This is a genomic window from Hyphomicrobium sp. 1Nfss2.1, from assembly GCF_965243865.1.
Taxonomy (GTDB): Bacteria; Pseudomonadota; Alphaproteobacteria; order Rhizobiales; family Hyphomicrobiaceae; genus Hyphomicrobium_A.
Genome location: NZ_OZ251603.1, coordinates 1,915,680 through 1,931,379 on the forward strand (window position 1 = coordinate 1,915,680; position 15,700 = coordinate 1,931,379).

At 62.9% G+C, this 15,700-nt stretch carries 10 protein-coding genes; 5 read left to right on the forward strand and 5 right to left on the reverse strand.

Annotation, left to right across the window (positions count from 1 at the left end):
• Positions 1-7: 7 nt before the first annotated feature.
• Positions 8-970, forward strand: a complete 963-nt coding sequence (locus ACP15D_RS09385) for a LysR substrate-binding domain-containing protein (protein WP_424957257.1) — start codon at positions 8-10, stop codon at positions 968-970.
• Here the strand turns inward: ACP15D_RS09385 and ACP15D_RS09390 are convergent.
• The 4 genes from ACP15D_RS09390 to ACP15D_RS09405 form a co-directional block, all read right to left on the reverse strand.
• A complete protein-coding gene (locus ACP15D_RS09390) occupies positions 951-2,432 on the reverse strand; it encodes a DUF882 domain-containing protein (RefSeq protein ID WP_424957258.1) in 1,482 nt (493 codons plus the stop codon). The genes ACP15D_RS09385 and ACP15D_RS09390 overlap by 20 nt on opposite strands.
• A gap of 233 nt (positions 2,433-2,665) precedes the next feature.
• Entirely contained in the window at positions 2,666-4,495 is a 1,830-nt protein-coding gene (locus ACP15D_RS09395) for a L,D-transpeptidase family protein (protein ID WP_424957259.1), read from the reverse strand.
• Positions 4,496-5,062: 567 nt separating this feature from the next.
• A complete protein-coding gene (locus ACP15D_RS09400; RefSeq protein WP_424957260.1) occupies positions 5,063-5,557 on the reverse strand; it encodes a hypothetical protein in 495 nt (164 codons plus the stop codon).
• A gap of 154 nt (positions 5,558-5,711) precedes the next feature.
• Positions 5,712-6,782, reverse strand: coding sequence for a lipid A oxidase (locus ACP15D_RS09405; RefSeq protein ID WP_424957261.1), 1,071 nt, complete (start codon positions 6,780-6,782; stop codon positions 5,712-5,714).
• A gap of 354 nt (positions 6,783-7,136) precedes the next feature.
• Between ACP15D_RS09405 and ACP15D_RS09410 the strand changes: the two genes are divergently transcribed.
• On the forward strand, positions 7,137-8,372 hold the full coding sequence (locus ACP15D_RS09410) for a GGDEF domain-containing protein (RefSeq protein WP_424957262.1): 1,236 nt from the start codon (positions 7,137-7,139) through the stop codon (positions 8,370-8,372).
• Positions 8,373-8,459: 87 nt separating this feature from the next.
• Here the strand turns inward: ACP15D_RS09410 and ACP15D_RS09415 are convergent, their stop codons facing one another.
• Positions 8,460-9,965, reverse strand: coding sequence for a sigma-54-dependent transcriptional regulator (locus ACP15D_RS09415; RefSeq protein WP_424957263.1), 1,506 nt, complete (start codon positions 9,963-9,965; stop codon positions 8,460-8,462).
• A gap of 343 nt (positions 9,966-10,308) precedes the next feature.
• On the opposite strand from ACP15D_RS09415, the gene ACP15D_RS09420 reads away from it, so the two are divergent.
• The 3 genes from ACP15D_RS09420 (at position 10,309) to ACP15D_RS09430 (ending at position 15,663) form a co-directional block, all read left to right on the forward strand.
• Positions 10,309-12,075, forward strand: a complete 1,767-nt coding sequence (locus tag ACP15D_RS09420) for a M3 family oligoendopeptidase (RefSeq protein ID WP_424959207.1) — start codon at positions 10,309-10,311, stop codon at positions 12,073-12,075.
• A gap of 228 nt (positions 12,076-12,303) precedes the next feature.
• Positions 12,304-14,217, forward strand: a complete 1,914-nt coding sequence (locus tag ACP15D_RS09425) for a potassium transporter Kup (RefSeq protein WP_424957264.1) — start codon at positions 12,304-12,306, stop codon at positions 14,215-14,217.
• Between the two features lie 90 nt (positions 14,218-14,307).
• On the forward strand, positions 14,308-15,663 hold the full coding sequence (locus tag ACP15D_RS09430) for an ABC1 kinase family protein (protein WP_424957265.1): 1,356 nt from the start codon (positions 14,308-14,310) through the stop codon (positions 15,661-15,663).
• Positions 15,664-15,700: the final 37 nt, after the last annotated feature.

Genomic DNA, 15,700 nt, shown 5'->3' on the forward strand with positions numbered 1-15,700 from the left:
GATTCTTATGCCTCCGCACGTCACCCTCAAGCAGCTCCGCTATTTCGATGCACTCGCACGCGAGCAGCACTTCGGCCGCGCCGCCGAATCGTGCGCCGTAACCCAGCCTGCACTATCGATGCAGATCCATGAGCTTGAAGAGCAGCTCGGCCTGCTTCTCGTCGAGCGTACGCGCGCCGGCGTTCTGCTGTCCGACAAAGGGCGTGAGATCGCCGCCCGCGCCGCGCGCATCCTTGGCGACGTGCACGAGATGATCGAGTACGCCCAGCACTGCAACAATGTCTTGTCGGGCTCGCTGCGCCTCGGCGTCATTCCCTCGATTGCGCCTTATATGCTGCCCCCGCTCCTGCCTCTGCTGCGCGAGGGCTACCCGCAGCTCGAACTGCACGTGCGCGAGACGCAGACACTGCCGCTCGTCCAGGAACTGATCGACGGCAAGCTTGACGTACTGCTGCTCGCGCTTCCCATCATTCAGCCCGAGATCGAGACGCGGGCATTGTTCGACGATCGCTTTCTTCTGGCGCTACCGCCGGAACGCAGGCTCTCGAGCCGCGTGCGCGCCACCAAGGATCTCCTCGAGCACGAGCGTCTGTTGCTACTCGAGGAAGGTCACTGCCTGCGCGAGCAAGCGCTCACCTACTGCAGTCTGCAACAGGCCTCCACGATCAACACCTTTGGCGTCTCGAGCCTGTCGACCATCGTCGAAATGGTCGCCGCCGGCTACGGCATAACGCTGTTGCCCGAAATGTGCCTCAACGTCGAGCTGCGGGGACGCGATCTTGGTTTGACACGCTTTGCCGACCCCGAGCCCTCCCGCTCGGTCGGGCTAGCCTGGCGATCGACCTCACCGCGCACTGCGGATTTCGAGGCACTCGCCCGCCTCATCAAGCTGGCTTGGTCACAGGGATGTGTGCCGCCCGGCCGCAAGCATCCACGCCACACGCGCCCACTCAGCGAGCCGTCGTCCTGACCGCTCGCGATGCCAGGCCCGACGCATGCGCGACTTCATCGGCATGCTGTGCGGTGAAGTCTACTGCCCCGCCCTGGAACTGCTGCGCCCACATAACGTGCGAGACCTGATTGCCGGGCCGCAGCCGCATCGGCAGCACGATCTCTTTGTCTTCCAGAAGATCGAGCGTGCGGTGCAGGTCGGGGTGTACGAGCTTCACCAGCGCCTCGTCGTCCGCCGATGCCGACTGCGTCAGCAATGGAGCGACCGGGAACGGCCGGTAGGACAATTCCTCGGGATGATCGTCGTCGAACTCCGGCGCGGGGGCCCAATTTTCGCCGACGCTCGGCTGGAGTTGCGCTGGCGCGGATGTACGGTTCGAAAGCGCTGCGGTGCGGCCCGTATCAACGGTTGTCCGCGGCGCAGGCGCCTCGGACCCGAGCGAGGCCGTCGCCACCATGGCATCGAGCTTCCGCCGCTCCATGTCTACTGCCGGACGCGCACGCCCCAGCACCTCGCTGGGATTAAGCGACGCCAGCGTCACCAGCTGGTTCAGTTGACCGCGATCCGCCTCGGACGGCGGCCGCACGGCAAGGCGCGGTGCCTGCGCCAGCTTCGGCGTCGGCAATGACACCGCTTGCGGCGCACCGGCCTGTTGCTCGAGCGAAGCGACACGCACTTCGGGCGCCGGACGGGCGACAGGCATCGGCGCCGCCTTCAACACTGGCGCAGGCGCCGCGATGCCCGCCTCGGCCATCATGATCTCTTGCTCGGTGCGCGGATGGATGCGGCGCTCGAAGAACGCTGCCATCTGCGACCTCAGCTGCGAATTCTGGCGCGCATTGCGCACGTCTTCGCGCGTAAGGTCGCCGCCGCTGGAGGGATGATGCTTTGTCCGCCCACTGGGGAACAGCATTGCCAGCTCCTGGCGCGGCAGGCGCGGCCACGCGCGTACCGGACCGGTGTCGACATGCACGAACGGCACGCCCGATGTCGGATAATAGCCGATGCCACCGACCTCGCGGATGGCCGCGGACCAGCGCAGTTGCTTCAATGGGATATCCGGGAACGTGGCGTCGATCGCCTGCCCGGTCATGTGCTTGCTTTTCTTCGCCTGGCCGCCGCGCGTCTTGCGCAGCATGCTGTTCGTCGCTTCCGAGCGATATCCGCAGATGATGTCGATCGGCACCTTGCTGCCAAGCTCGGTGTGCATCTCCCACAGCAGGTCGATCGTCTTGGGATCGATCTCGATCGCTTTGTTCTGGCGCCAGTCGCGCAGGAACCAATTCAGCTTCTTCAGCGCTTCGGGATCGTACTTGCCGTTCTTTTTATAGGTGATGGTGATGGTCTCATCCGTATGGATGTGATGCATCGATATCGTGCGCGTCGAGCCGAAGGCTGCGACGACGTCGGGCGAGCCTGCGCTCATGCCCAATAGCGCGGCGGTCAGCGCGCCGAGGATAGCCTTTTTACGCGATACCAACGTGCCACCCCGTGTTCTGACCGGTCGTGGCGTTCCAGCGGCGCTCAGCGCTGCCGAACCCCGGTATGCGACCGGCATTCACGTTCCCTCAGGGTTAATCGCCAACCATTAATGATCGGTAACTAAGCTTCCTAAGGGTCGAATGGGGGCGCAAATTGGCCCCCCAGGGGCAATACGATGGCAACGGAGGATTCCGCTAACCCACGCTTAGAGTTAACGGAATCGCTATGATTTTAAAAACCGCCCAGCGCCTGGTTGATGAAATCGCCGACGCTGTTGGGCGATTTCTTGCTGCTGCCCCAGCCCCACGACCAGCCCGATGAGGCGACGGCCTCAGGCGCGCGCACGGGGGCCAGATGGTCGATACCCTTGTCGATCTCCGACCAACGGCCTTCGAGCGCTAGCGTAATGCGCTTCTCGTGGCCGTACACATCGCGCGCCGTCTGCAGCTCGCCGGCATCGTCCACCCACGCGGTGAAGTAGGTGATGTGCACGTCGATATGCTTGTCGATCGGCACCTCGTTGTTCGCAGGACCATTGGCAATCAGGTCAGCGATCTTCTCCGGCTCCCAGCCCTTGTCCTCGTGCATCAGGATCTCGGCCATGCGGCGCGGATTGCGCACGCGCACGCAACCATGGCTGAACGTGCGGTTCGCCTCTTCGAACAGCCCGCGCGCGTTGGTGTCGTGCATGTAGACGAGGTGCTTGTTGCGGAAGTTGAACTTCAGCTCACCCAGCACATTGCGCGCGCCCGGCGGCTGGTAGACGTCGTAGGCGCGGATGTCCGCATATTCCCAATCGACGCTGTCTGGATCGATGTCGCGTCCGTTCTTCGACACGCGCAGGCCCTGCCGCTGGAAGTAGGTGCCGCCACGCGCCAGGCTCGGCCACAGCTCGTTGACCTTGATCGAGTTCGGCACGTTCCAGCGCGGCTGGAAGGCGATCGACGTCATCATCTCGGAAAAGACCGGCGTCTGTTTGCCGGGCAGGCCGGTGATGACGCGCTCTGAGTGGATGACCTTCCCATCCTTCACGATCCGCATCATGAACTCTGGAATATTGGCGGTCACGTAGAGGCTGCCGAGATCTTCCGGCATCCAGCGCCACTCTTCCATGTTGGCGAGCAGCTTCGAAGGGCTCAGTGTCTCGACGTTATTCAGCAGCGCGCGCGTAGCATTGCCAACGTAGCCGTCAGGGCGCGTGCCCGCCTCTGTCTGAAATGCAATCACCGCTGCCTTGAGCTGGTCGTCATAAAAATTCTCATCAACCGGCTTGTCCGGGCTCGCCTCCGGCAGCGCCACTTTCAGGCGCTTGCGCAGCAGCGCGACCTGCGGGTCGGTCTTGCCCGGACCGAGGACCGGACCGTTGGGAAGCCGGATGACTTCCTGCGCAGCCTTCGATGCACGCATTTCCAGGTACTTCTGACGCAGCTTCTCAAACTGCGGATGCTGCGGATTGAAACCTCTGAGCACCGCGTCCGGCGCATCGGCCGCCGCCAGCTTCCCGATCACCACCTTCGGCTCGACCAGCTGCGGCTTGCGATCGAGGTACGACGACAGCTGCGTCGCCGGATCGATAATCCGCCCGCCACGGGCATAGCGCGCATATTTGAGGGCCGACAGCGACAGCGTCATTTCCGCATCGGCGAGTGCATCCGCGCTCACCTGAGCGCCTTCGGCCGCCAGCGTCGGAACGGCAAAGTCCTTCGCTTCGAGGCCCCAGTCGTTGGCGCGGCCGAACTCAGCCACGAGCGCGCGGCCCTTATCGTTGAGGCCGGTCTGGCTCACCCACAACGCCTTGAAACCCTGTACGGCGTAATAGTTAGCGAGCGTGCCTCGATCCAGCGTCTCGCCCTCGTCTGCACGCACCCTCACCGCGAGCTTTTGCTGCAAGGCGACGCCAACTGGATCTTGCGGCGCCGGGGGCGGCGCCTCGGCGGGAGCGGCAGCGTGAAGTGGCTCCGCAGTGGCCACCTGCTTGGTGCCCGATTGTTGCGCCTCGGCAGCAACGCCGAATGCAAGGCTCGCCGCCATGCCCAATGCCAATGGACGCCAACGCAACATACGCAATACTCCCACTTGTCCTTGCCGGGCAGGCTAGCCGCTCGACGGCCCCTATGCCACCCGCGATGCCCACCTGCGGCACCGGGGCGCGAACCTGATGGCCAACTGTTGCGCAATTACGACGTCGTCCGATCGTCATTTTGACGCGGGAGCGTGCCCGCGGCCTTGCGGTCCGGGCGATTACACGGGAGCGGGGCGGTCCTGGCCCTCAAATATGTTCGTTGGAAGCAGCCATCGCCGCCCCACCCGGCAGGTTCACCGATCAACCATCTTCCCCGGATCGCTTCCCTGCCCGGGGCTCACCGGCATTTTCGCGCCGGCGATAGAGGATCGTGGGGCTAGCTTATGACCCCGGTGGTCGTCCTGCCGGCCCAACTCCATGCAAATCCGCCAGCGCACGTCTGCACCCCGCGTCTTCGAGTTGGGCTGGCGAGAGTGTTATCCGCATTCGCGAGGGCGAGGATAAGCACCACTCGCTCCTGCCGACGCGCCGGGTGCAAACGAACGCTGGCTCATTTCATCCGCCAACGACGCGATTGGCCCTCACGCCGGAGCGTTTCGCTTTCCTCAGAATCTACAGCCAGCGGCCAAGCTCTCCAACGCTGCCTTCAGGCCATCTGCCGTGAACTCACCCTGCTGAACGATTTTGCCATTCGCCTGCATGCCGGCAGCAACCGGTTCGCGAGCCTTGCCGAGATCGGCGATGAAGGCTGGCGTGACGGCAGTGACAAAGAACAGCCGGCCACCCTTCTGGTAGGCATGATCGGCATCTAGAGGAACCGCACCGATCCCGTCGAGCCGGACGATAATGGTTGGCTTGCCCCCTTGCAGCTTGTTGAGTTCTGGCTTCGACACAGTCTGCGCTGTCGAATAAAATAAATCGCGCCGCTTGGAATTGCAGGCAAATTCCAGCCTGTCGTCACCTTTTTCGGCGAAGGCGAACGCGCGATGCACGTCTTGGTCGCCCTCTCCGGGTACCAGATAATGCCATTCGGCAAGAGCTGGCTCGGCGCTGATTACGGCAAGCACGCAAGCCAGTGCACGTAGACTGCAGATCGGCATAGCGGCTCCTGGCCTGCGACTGATCCAAACTCTGTACACGTCCTGAAGCGTAAGCACGGTATGCTCTCTGGTCAACCTAACCGCGCCACATCTGGCGTCGGCTTAAAATTGTTCGGCGCCATTGCGGAGATACGCGCGTTTGCATCCCGCAGCGCTACGGCTGCACCGGCCCGGCAGTTACAGGTGCCGCACCCGGCCACACGTATCCGCCACCGATGACGATCTCATGCGATGTGAGGTGCGTCTCGATCGTACCTTCTGCTGGCGCAGTTCCCGACCGCCAGCGCGAGTATTGCCGCCACAGATCTCCCGGCATTTCCGTCAAGCCAGCCAGTGGCTCGATCAGCCAGCGTGGCAGCCAGTCCGAACGCAGATCCTTCAGCGACCAGGAATTGCCTCCGGTAAGCGCAGCATGGATGGCCGACCAGATGAACTTGTACTCGACGTAATACGATCCTCGGCCAATGCGCATCTCGATTCCGGCCACGACCTGAAACGCCGGCCCAGCGTACTGATATTCGTTCGTCCACCTGTTGGGGGATTCGCCTTTGAACCGCACTTCGACGTGCGGCACAGCAGCGCCAAAACCGATGCCGAGATAAGGACGCAGCGCCGGCGAAAGCGGGACGAGCCGCACCAGCGCCGTCGGAATGAGTACGTTGTGCCCATGCGTGAACTCCAGCCGCTCGAGCAGGTCCGTCAGATGCAGCGGAGAGGGCGCTGGTTGCCCTTTGAGTGTTCCGATCGTTTCGACGTCCTCGATCACGCCATTCTTGATCTTGCGACCGTGCGCGCCTTTCCCCAGACGCGTCACGGCCTTGTTGTGCAGGAAGTCGATCATTCCGCCGAATGCGCCCGACCAGCGGATCACGCGGGCACCTCCATCGATGGGGAAGTAGAAGGAGTCTCCATCCCAGCCCATATTCTTCAGCGTCATGTCGGTGCCGTCCGGCCGCTGAAGTTTGAGGTCGCTGCGATGGTAGACCGGCGCGCCTGCATAAGCGCTGACCACGGTCTCGCGCTGCGCGTAACGCGATTGCGACGACGCGTCCCCCGCGGCGGGAGGAGCCGCGCTGCCCGCAACCTGACCGAACCACATCGCAAACATGCTGGCGCCAAGTACGAGCATCGCCAGGGCAGCGGCAATCTTGTCGACCGCAATAGAGGACGGCCGCGGCACCGATGCCCAGGCGAGCCGCTGTCCCGCCGTGATCAAAGTTGTCATGTGGACTTCTCTCTGCGCCCCCGCCCCTGAAGTACGGCCAATCTTCTGACACGTTGTATCCGCGTCGAACAGGCCAGCGCGCGTCGCATGGTTCGCCGCGCACGTTGATCCTTATCGATTCGCCCAAAGCCAACCGCCCGCCCAAGGACCCTTCCGCCTACACGAGCCCCAGAGGCGGCGAGCATCAATGACACGGCTCAAGCCCAGCCGAAAACGCATGCTCCTCGGGGGCCTCCACACCGCCCGAATCTTCCCTTTGAGTTCTGATAGCCGTTCAGTATACCTAGCTTCTCTCCACCCCGCCTCGACGTCCCTGCCGCACCCCGCCGGCAGCTCCGGAATGCCCTATTCCACATGTCGCTCGACCTGCAGACGTTCATTATTGGTGTCTTCATGCTCGCGATCGCGGGCGCCCTGTTACTGCTGTCGTGGCTGCATCATCGAAGCAACAAGGCACTCGCCCAATGGGGCTTTGCGTTCTTCCTCGGAGCCATTGGAATTGCGCTCATCGGAGCGAGGGGTCGCATCCCGGATGCTTGGTCCATTCTCGCAGCCAATGCGTTGCTCACCTCGGCCTACGGAGTGATGTGGCAAGGCGTGCGCACGTTTGAGGGAAGTCGCTCACATCCCGCGCTCATAGCCGCTGGAGCAGTCATCTGGCTTAGTGCTTGCGCTGTGCCAGCCTTTTATGCCGCGGGCACAGCCCGGGCACTTCTGATCATGGCAATCAGCATGGCCTATTCGCTGGCAGCCGCCGCTGAGCTTTGGCGCGGCCGTAGCGAGCAGCTGCCCGCCCGCTGGCCCCTCATCGTCATTCTCATTGTCCACGCCGCCACGCTTCCCCTCCGCGTCCCGCTTGTTTCTGCTTTGAATGGCGGACCTCAGACGCATCCCGTGGTGGTGGGTTCCGTCATCTTCGAGACGCTGCTCTTCTGTATCTGTGGTGTCTATCTGCTCGGCAGTCTCAGCAAGGAGCGTCTGGCCCTCCGCCACGAGCAAACCTCGCTGTTGGACCCGCTCACGGGTGTCGCCAATCGGCGCGCGTTCCTCAGCCAGGGCGCGAGGATCATCGACAGGGCCGAGATATCCGGCCAGCCGACAGCCCTGCTTCTTTTCGATCTCGACCGGTTTAAAAGTGTGAACGATCAACATGGCCACGCAGCCGGCGATGATCTGCTCAGGGCGTTCTGCCGTGTTGCAACGACCAATATCCGGCGGACAGATCTTTTCGCCCGTCTGGGGGGCGAGGAATTCGGCTGCCTCTTGCCCAACGCCACGCAGTCCGTCGCTATGGCGATCGCCGAAGAGATCCGCAACGACTTCGCCGCGATGAAGCTCGATGCTGGATCGACACGACTGACCGCGACAGTCAGCGTCGGCATGTCGGCGGCAGACCGCCTCAACCCAGACCTGCCGTCGCTCTTGATTGCGGCAGACCGTGCGCTCTACCGCGCCAAGCAGGAAGGACGAAACCGCGTCGTCGCGGCCGCATTCTCTCCGCCCGTTCTGCGCGGCCGCCGACGCGATTCCCTGCGCAGCGATAACCCGGATACGTATCCGGTCCGCTCAGATTCGCAGCAGCTCCGCTGATTGCTCGGGCCCTGAACGACAACGCCGCACACACCCCTCGGGGCGGCGCGGCGCGTCTCACCAGCCAGGAGCTGCGTGCCTTACCGGTTAGGCACGCGGCTCGAGGCCGTATTCCTGCATCTTGCGATAAAGCGTCGAGCGACCAATCTTCAGCCGCTTGGCAACTTCCGTCATGTGTCCGCGATAGCGACCAAGCGCCAGACGGATCATATCGGCTTCGATCTCATCGAGCGGCCGGATGTCGCCCGCCTCGGTGACGACCGGAATACCCAGCGCACTGTCACCCGCACCCGCCCGCACTTCCATCGTCTGCGGAATGATGCCTTCTGCCCCGAGCACAGCCGGCCCCTTATACGCCGGTTGTTTCGGCGCCGGTGCTGGCGCAGCCGGCACTGCGGTATCGAAGCCCTCGACGTGAGCAGCGATCTGCGGGAACTCCGCAACCGTCAGCTCATGACCATCGGCGAGCACGACAGCGCGGAACACCGCGTTCTCCAGTTGGCGCACGTTGCCCGGCCACGGATAGCTCTTCAACAGCCGCAGCGCGTCATCACTGATCGCGTTGATGCGTTTGCCTTCCTCCGCCGAGAACCGCGCCATGAAGTGCTGCGCCAGTTCGGCAACGTCGCCGAGACGCTCGCGCAGCGGCGGCACCCAGATCGGGAACACGTTGAGGCGATAGTAGAGATCTTCGCGGAACTTACCTTCGCGCACCATATCGATCATGTTGCGGTTGGTCGCCGAGATGAGACGGAAGTTGACGCTCACCGGCTTCTTCGAGCCGACCGGATCGATCTCGCCTTCCTGCAACGCGCGCAGCAGCTTCACCTGCGCATCGAGCGGCAACTCGCCGATCTCGTCGAGGAACAGCGTACCGCCGTCCGCTTCCTGGAACTTGCCGATACGCTTGTCGGTAGCGCCCGTGAAGGAGCCTTTCTCGTGACCGAACAGCGTCGACTCTACGAGGTTCTCCGGGATGGCACCGCAGTTGACGACCACGAACGGCTTTCCGGCACGCTCGGACTCGCCCTGGATGGCACGCGCGATCAGCTCTTTGCCAACGCCCGATTCACCCTCGATCAGCACCGGGATGTTCGACGCCGCGGCGCGCTTGCCGAGCGCAACGACCCGCTCCATCCCCTCGCCGCGTACGACGAGGTCGGAGAACGAGAGCATGCCCTCGACCTTCTTCTTGATGCGCGAGATTTCGCCGGCCAGCGCTTCGATCTTGAGCGCGCTCTTGATCGAAACTTCAAGCCGCTCCGGCGAAACCGGCTTTACGACGAAGTCGACAGCACCGGCACGCATCGCGCTAATGGCGGTATCGATCGAGCCGTGGGCCGTCTGCACGATGACCGGCGCAACGCCAGGCCTGCCCTCGAGCTTCTCCAGCACACCCATGCCGTCGAGGCCGCCCATCACGAGATCGAGTAAAACAAGGGAAATATCTGCGCGCTCGGGCCCCTCGAGTATCTGCAGGGCTTGCTCGCCCGATCCCGCGGTTTTAGTACCGAAGCCCAGACGCTTGATTGTTTCTTCGAGAATGCGACGCTGGGTGGGATCGTCGTCGACGATAAGTATACTCTTGACCATGAGGCACTCGAACTCAACGTAAAGGCGGCACTGCCCCGTCTCAGCCGAGTTCGAAATACCCTGATTGCGTCAGGATCGGACACTCGGCCACCGGCGGCTCACTCAACAAGGGCAAGACTGCCCAACAAGGGTAAACAAGCTGTTGCGAGAAAGCTCAGGTTGAGCCTTTTTTGCGCCCCACGAGTCTTTGAGGTCACTTTCAGTGTCCCGTCGCGAAGCACTTCAGAACGGTTAATTCTCTCAAATATCGGAGCCAATGATGCGAGTTAGCGCCACAAAACTGCGAGCAACCTTCACCGCGCAGGACGGCGCGTCGGCCAGCGGGGCCGCGGCACTCGGCCCCATGCCGGAGTGGAATCTCGCCGATCTTTATCCTTCGCCGACCTCGCCAGAAATCGCGCGCGACCTCGACAAGGCCGCGGCTGAAGCAAAGCGGTTGAAGGAAACCTATTACGGCAAGGTCGCCGCCGTCGCCGCAGACGGCGCCGCGCTCGCCAAAGCGATCGAAGAGTTCGAGCAGTTCGTTGAGTTGACGGGCCGCCTCGGCTCGTTCGCAGGTCTTCACTACGCCGGCAACCAGTCAGATCCGGCGCGCGCAAAATTCTACGGCGACATCGCCGAGAAGCTGACCGCCATCTCCACGGACATCATCTTCTTCGAGCTAGAGCTGAACCAGATCGATGATGCTGTTCTCGATGCCGCGCTGAAAAACGAGAAGCTCGCGCACTACAAGCCGTGGATCGAGAACGTCCGCAAGGAGAAGCCCTACCAGCTCGAAGAAAAGCTGGAGCGTCTTTTCCACGAAAAGGGCCAGACGTCGTCCGGCGCCTTCAATCGCCTCTTCAACGAGACCATAGCCGCGTTGCGCTTCCCCGTCGAAGGCGAGGCAGAGCCACTCGCGCTCGAAATGACGTTGAACCTTCTCTCCAGCCCGGACGAGAAGAAGCGCCAGGCCGGCGCCGAAGCGCTCGCCAAGGTCTTCAAGGACAACGTGCGGCTGTTCACGCTCATCACAAATACGCTCGCCAAGGACAAGGAAATCTCCGACCGCTGGCGCGGCTTCAAAGATGTTGCCGATGCGCGCCACCTCGCCAACCAGGTCGAGCCCGAAGTTGTCGATGCGCTGGTGACGAGCGTGCGCGCAGCATATCCGCGCTTGTCTCATCGCTATTACGCGATGAAGGCCAAGTGGCTCGGCAAAGACAAGCTCGCGCACTGGGATCGCAATGCGCCGCTGCCGCAGCGCCCTGACCGCACGTTCGCCTGGTCGGAGGCTCAGCGCCTTGTCCTCGGCGCCTATCGCGATTTCGCCCCGCAGATGGCCGACGTCGCCGGCGAGTTCTTCGATAAGAGCTGGATCGATGCACCAGCGCGTCCCGGCAAAGCACCCGGCGCATTCTCTGCCTCGACGGTGCCGTCGGTGCACCCTTACGTGCTGCTCAACTACCTCGGCAAGCCGCGCGACGTGATGACCTTGGCGCACGAGCTTGGTCACGGCGTGCATCAGATGCTGGCCCGCCCGCAAGGCGCACTGCTGGCTTCGACCCCGCTGACGCTGGCCGAAACGGCATCCGTGTTCGGTGAAATGCTCGCTTTCAAGGCGATGCTGAAGCAGACCGAAGACGCCGGTGAGCGCAAGGCGCTCATCGCCGGCAAGGTCGAGGACATGCTCAACACCGTCGTGCGCCAGATCGCGTTCTATACCTTCGAGCGCAAAGTGCATGAAGCCCGCCGCCAGGGCGAGCTGACGCCCGACCAGCTCGGAGAGATCTGGATGGAGGTGCAGGTCGAGAGCTTGGGCCCGGCGATCGACTTCAAGCCAGGCTATGAAGTGTTCTGGGCCTACATCCCGCACTTCATCCATTCGCCGTTCTACGTCTACGCATATGCCTTCGGCGATTGCCTGGTGAACTCGCTTTACGGCCTCTACCAGGAAGCCCACCCCGGCTTCGTCACCAAGTACTTCGATATGCTCAAAGCGGGGGGGTCGAAGCACCACACCGAGCTGCTGGCCCCGTTCGGGCTCGACGCCTCCAAACCCGAATTCTGGAATAAGGGCTTGAAGGTCATCGAAGGCATGATCGATGAGCTGGAGGCGGAGAGCACCTGAGGCTTGAAGCGCCTCATGGTTGCCCATACCTAGTGAGCGGATGCACAAGAAAAGGGGCGCGATGGAAAATCGTGCCCCTTATTTTCCTAGAGCTTCAGAATATTCGGCTAAAGTCAAGGCTGTAAAGCTCGGCCGTGACCTATTAAGGGACACCCCGATACGGGGCGTTAGGGAATCGAAGCGCTCGCCATCTGCTGCACTGCAGCCTAGCAAATTGTGAGGTGCCGAGTGGCACAATCGCAGTCGGTGGCTCGGGGCACCGACCAGGGCTCCACCGACGGGGTTCCGAATGAAAAATTCTGGGCCCTTGTCGTTGGATCGATCGGCGTCGTCTACGGCGACATCGGTACGAGCCCGCTCTATGCCTTCAAGGAAGCGATCGTCGCTGCCAAGGGCGCGAGCTTCGCGGGCCGCGAGGCGGTGTTCGGCGTCCTGTCGCTGATCACCTGGGCGCTCCTGCTCATCGTGACGCTGAAGTACGTCTTCATCTTGCTGCGCGCAGACAACCGCGGCGAAGGCGGCATCTTCGCGCTGATGGCGCTCGGTCAGTCCGTCGCCAAGCGCAGCACGTCCGTGATCATGGGATTGGGCATTGCTGGAGCAGCGTTCTTCTACGGTGACGCGGTCATCACGCCGGCAATCTCGGTGCTTTCCGCTGTCGAAGGCCTGCACCTGGTCTCACCCGCCTTCGACCATCTCGTTTTGCCGCTCGCGATCGTCATCATCATCGGTCTCTTCGCCGTTCAGTCGCATGGCACCGCCAAGGTCGCCGCCTGGTTCGGCCCCATCACCGTCGTCTGGTTCGTTGCGCTCTTCGTCGGCGGCATCATGAGCATCGCCACCAATCCCGACGTACTCGTCGCGCTCAATCCGCTCTACGGCATCAAGTTTGTCCTGAAGCACGGCGTAGTCGGCCTGACAGTGCTGGGCTTGGTGTTCCTCGCCGTTACGGGCGCCGAAGCCCTCTATGCAGACTTGGGCCATTTTGGCCGCAAGCCCATTCAGACAGCCTGGCTCAGCTTCGTGCTGCCCGCTCTCGTCGTGAACTACTTCGGCCAGGGCGCCCTCGTCCTTACCAACCCGCAGGCGCTCGAAAGCCCGTTCTACCTGCTCTACCCGGAATGGGCGCTGGTGCCGATGGTCATCTTGGCGACGGCTGCAACGATCATTGCCAGCCAAGCCGTCATTACTGGCGCATTCTCACTGTCGCGGCAGGCCATCCAGCTGGGTCTCTTCCCGCGCCTCGGCATCAAGCACACGTCCGAGAGCATGGCCGGCCAGATCTACATGCCGCGCGTGAACTGGCTGCTGCTCGTCGCCGTCCTATTCATGGTGCTGCTGTTCAAGTCTTCGAGCAGCCTTGCCGCGGCGTACGGCGTCGCGGTCACAGCCGAGATGGTGATCACCTCGCTCATCGCCTTCTTCGTCATCTGGCGCATGTGGGGTTGGAAGCTCTGGCAGACCGCCCTGCTGATCGTGCCGTTGCTGCTGATCGAGCAGGCATTCTTTGCAGCGAACATGTTGAAGATCTTCGAAGGCGCCTGGGTGCCACTGTTGATGGCAGCCTGCGTCGGACTCATTATGGTCACCTGGGTGCGCGGCTCGCGCCTGCTCGCCAAGCAGACGCGCAAGAACGAGGCCGACCTCGACTGGCTGCTCCGAAAGCTCGAAGCAAAGCCGCCCCATCGCGTCGCCGGCACCGCAGTGTTCTTCACCGCCGACCCGACCGCCGCACCAACCGCCCTGATGCACAACCTGAAGCACAACCGCGTGCTTCACGAGCGCAACATCATCCTCTCCATCCACACCGAGGACATGCCGCGCGTCCCCCGCTACGAGCGTGTCAGTGTGGACCGCGTGTCCGACTCCTTCGTGCGCGTCGTTGCCCGCTATGGCTTCATGGAAACGCCAAGCGTGCCAAAGATCCTCGAGGTCTGCCGACGCAAGGATCTCAACATCGATATCGGTGCAACGTCGTTCTTCCTGTCGCGACGCAACCTCAGGACAACGCCGAAGTCGGAGATGCCCGGCTGGCAGGACAGGCTGTTCGTCGCACTGGCCCGTAGTGCGCAAGATGCGACGACCTACTTCCAGATTCCGACCGACCGCGTCGTCGAGGTGGGAACCCAGGTCGCCGTTTGACGCGTCCCGCCGTACAGCACGTGTCACAGTCTGACCCGCGTCGGTGCGACCACCTTGCCAACGCGCGCGTTTGTGCCGATATGCCTGGCCATGGCCAACGAGGAAAACCGCTTTTCGGCACGCGCCGCCCGCTACATGAAGGTCGGCGCCAACGTCGGCAGCATCGCCGCTCGCGTTGCCGGTGAACGGCTATTCGGCGTAGAACATGATCGCTCACGCGCTGCCGCCGATCTCGCCGCCGCTCTGGGTGGCCTCAAAGGCCCCCTGATGAAGGTGGCCCAGCTTCTCTCAACCATCCCTGAGGCAATCCCCGCCGAATATGCACGCGAGCTGACGCAGCTCCAGTCCGCCGCGCCGCCCATGGGACCCGCGTTCGCCAAGCGCCGCATGCAGGCGGAGCTCGGCCCCGACTGGGCATCGCGCTTTGCCGCATTCGATGTCGAGGCGGCGGCGTCGGCCTCCCTCGGCCAGGTGCACCGCGCCACCTCCCTCGATGGCCGCGCGTTGGCGGTGAAGCTGCAATACCCCGACATGGCCTCCGCCGTCGAAGCCGACTTAACGCAGCTCAAGGCAATCTTCGCCATCCATAAGCGTATGAGCCCCGCGGTCGAGACGGGCGAGATCCTCAAGGAGATCGCAGCCCGTCTGCGCGAGGAACTCGATTATGAGCTGGAGGCACGCCACACGCAGCTCTACGCCCTCATCTTCGCGGACGATCCTCTAATCCGCGTCCCCGAGATCGTCCCCGAGCTGTCGACCAAGCGCCTACTCAGCATGACCTGGCTGGATGGAGCTAAGCTGCTCGACTACAAGGACGCGCCGCTGGATGACCGCAACGCCATTGCCCGCGCCATGTTCCGCGCCTGGTGGTTCCCCTTCAGCCATTACGGCGTCATCCACGGCGACCCGCATCTGGGCAACTACTCCGTGTTCGAGCAAGCAGGGCATCCGGCCGGCATCAATCTGCTCGACTACGGCTGCATGCGCAGCTTCCGCCCGCAATTCGTCCAGGGTGTCATCGATCTCTATCGCGGCCTCCTTGCGGGCGATCGCGAACGCGTCGTGCACGCATACGAGACGTGGGGCTTTCTCGGCCTGTCGAACGAGCTGATCGACGGCCTCACCATCTGGGCGCGCTTCATTTACGGACCGCTCCTCGACGACCGCGAGCGCGCCATAGCCGAGCACACGAGCCCCGGCGAATACGGCCGCAAGGAAGCGATGACCGTGCACCAGATCCTGCGCGACAAAGGGCCGGTGAAGATCCCGCGCGAGTTCGTATTCATGGATCGCGCCGCCATCGGCCTCGGCGGTGTCTTCCTGCACTTGGGCGCGCGTCAGAACTGGTATCGCCTCTTCAATGAGACAATCGAAGGCTTCGACCTCGACGAACTGACGAGCCGCCAGCACGCCGCCTTTAACGCGACCCGCGTTCCACTCCCCTGATCAACGCATCAGCGAAAGCGAACTGTTACCGCAGGAA

Excerpts from the sequence above, each read along its gene's own strand:
- ACP15D_RS09385 (WP_424957257.1), top strand. The coding sequence starts at position 8 with ATGCCTCCGCACGTCACCCTCAAGCAGCTCCGCTATTTCGATGCACTC.
- ACP15D_RS09395 (WP_424957259.1), bottom strand. The coding sequence starts at position 4,495 with ATGTTGCGTTGGCGTCCATTGGCATTGGGCATGGCGGCGAGCCTTGCA.
- ACP15D_RS09400 (WP_424957260.1), bottom strand. The coding sequence starts at position 5,557 with ATGCCGATCTGCAGTCTACGTGCACTGGCTTGCGTGCTTGCCGTAATC.
- ACP15D_RS09405 (WP_424957261.1), bottom strand. The coding sequence starts at position 6,782 with ATGACAACTTTGATCACGGCGGGACAGCGGCTCGCCTGGGCATCGGTG.
- ACP15D_RS09410 (WP_424957262.1), top strand. The coding sequence starts at position 7,137 with ATGTCGCTCGACCTGCAGACGTTCATTATTGGTGTCTTCATGCTCGCG.
- ACP15D_RS09415 (WP_424957263.1), bottom strand. The coding sequence starts at position 9,965 with ATGGTCAAGAGTATACTTATCGTCGACGACGATCCCACCCAGCGTCGC.
- ACP15D_RS09420 (WP_424959207.1), top strand. The coding sequence starts at position 10,309 with ATGCCGGAGTGGAATCTCGCCGATCTTTATCCTTCGCCGACCTCGCCA.
- ACP15D_RS09430 (WP_424957265.1), top strand. The coding sequence starts at position 14,308 with ATGGCCAACGAGGAAAACCGCTTTTCGGCACGCGCCGCCCGCTACATG.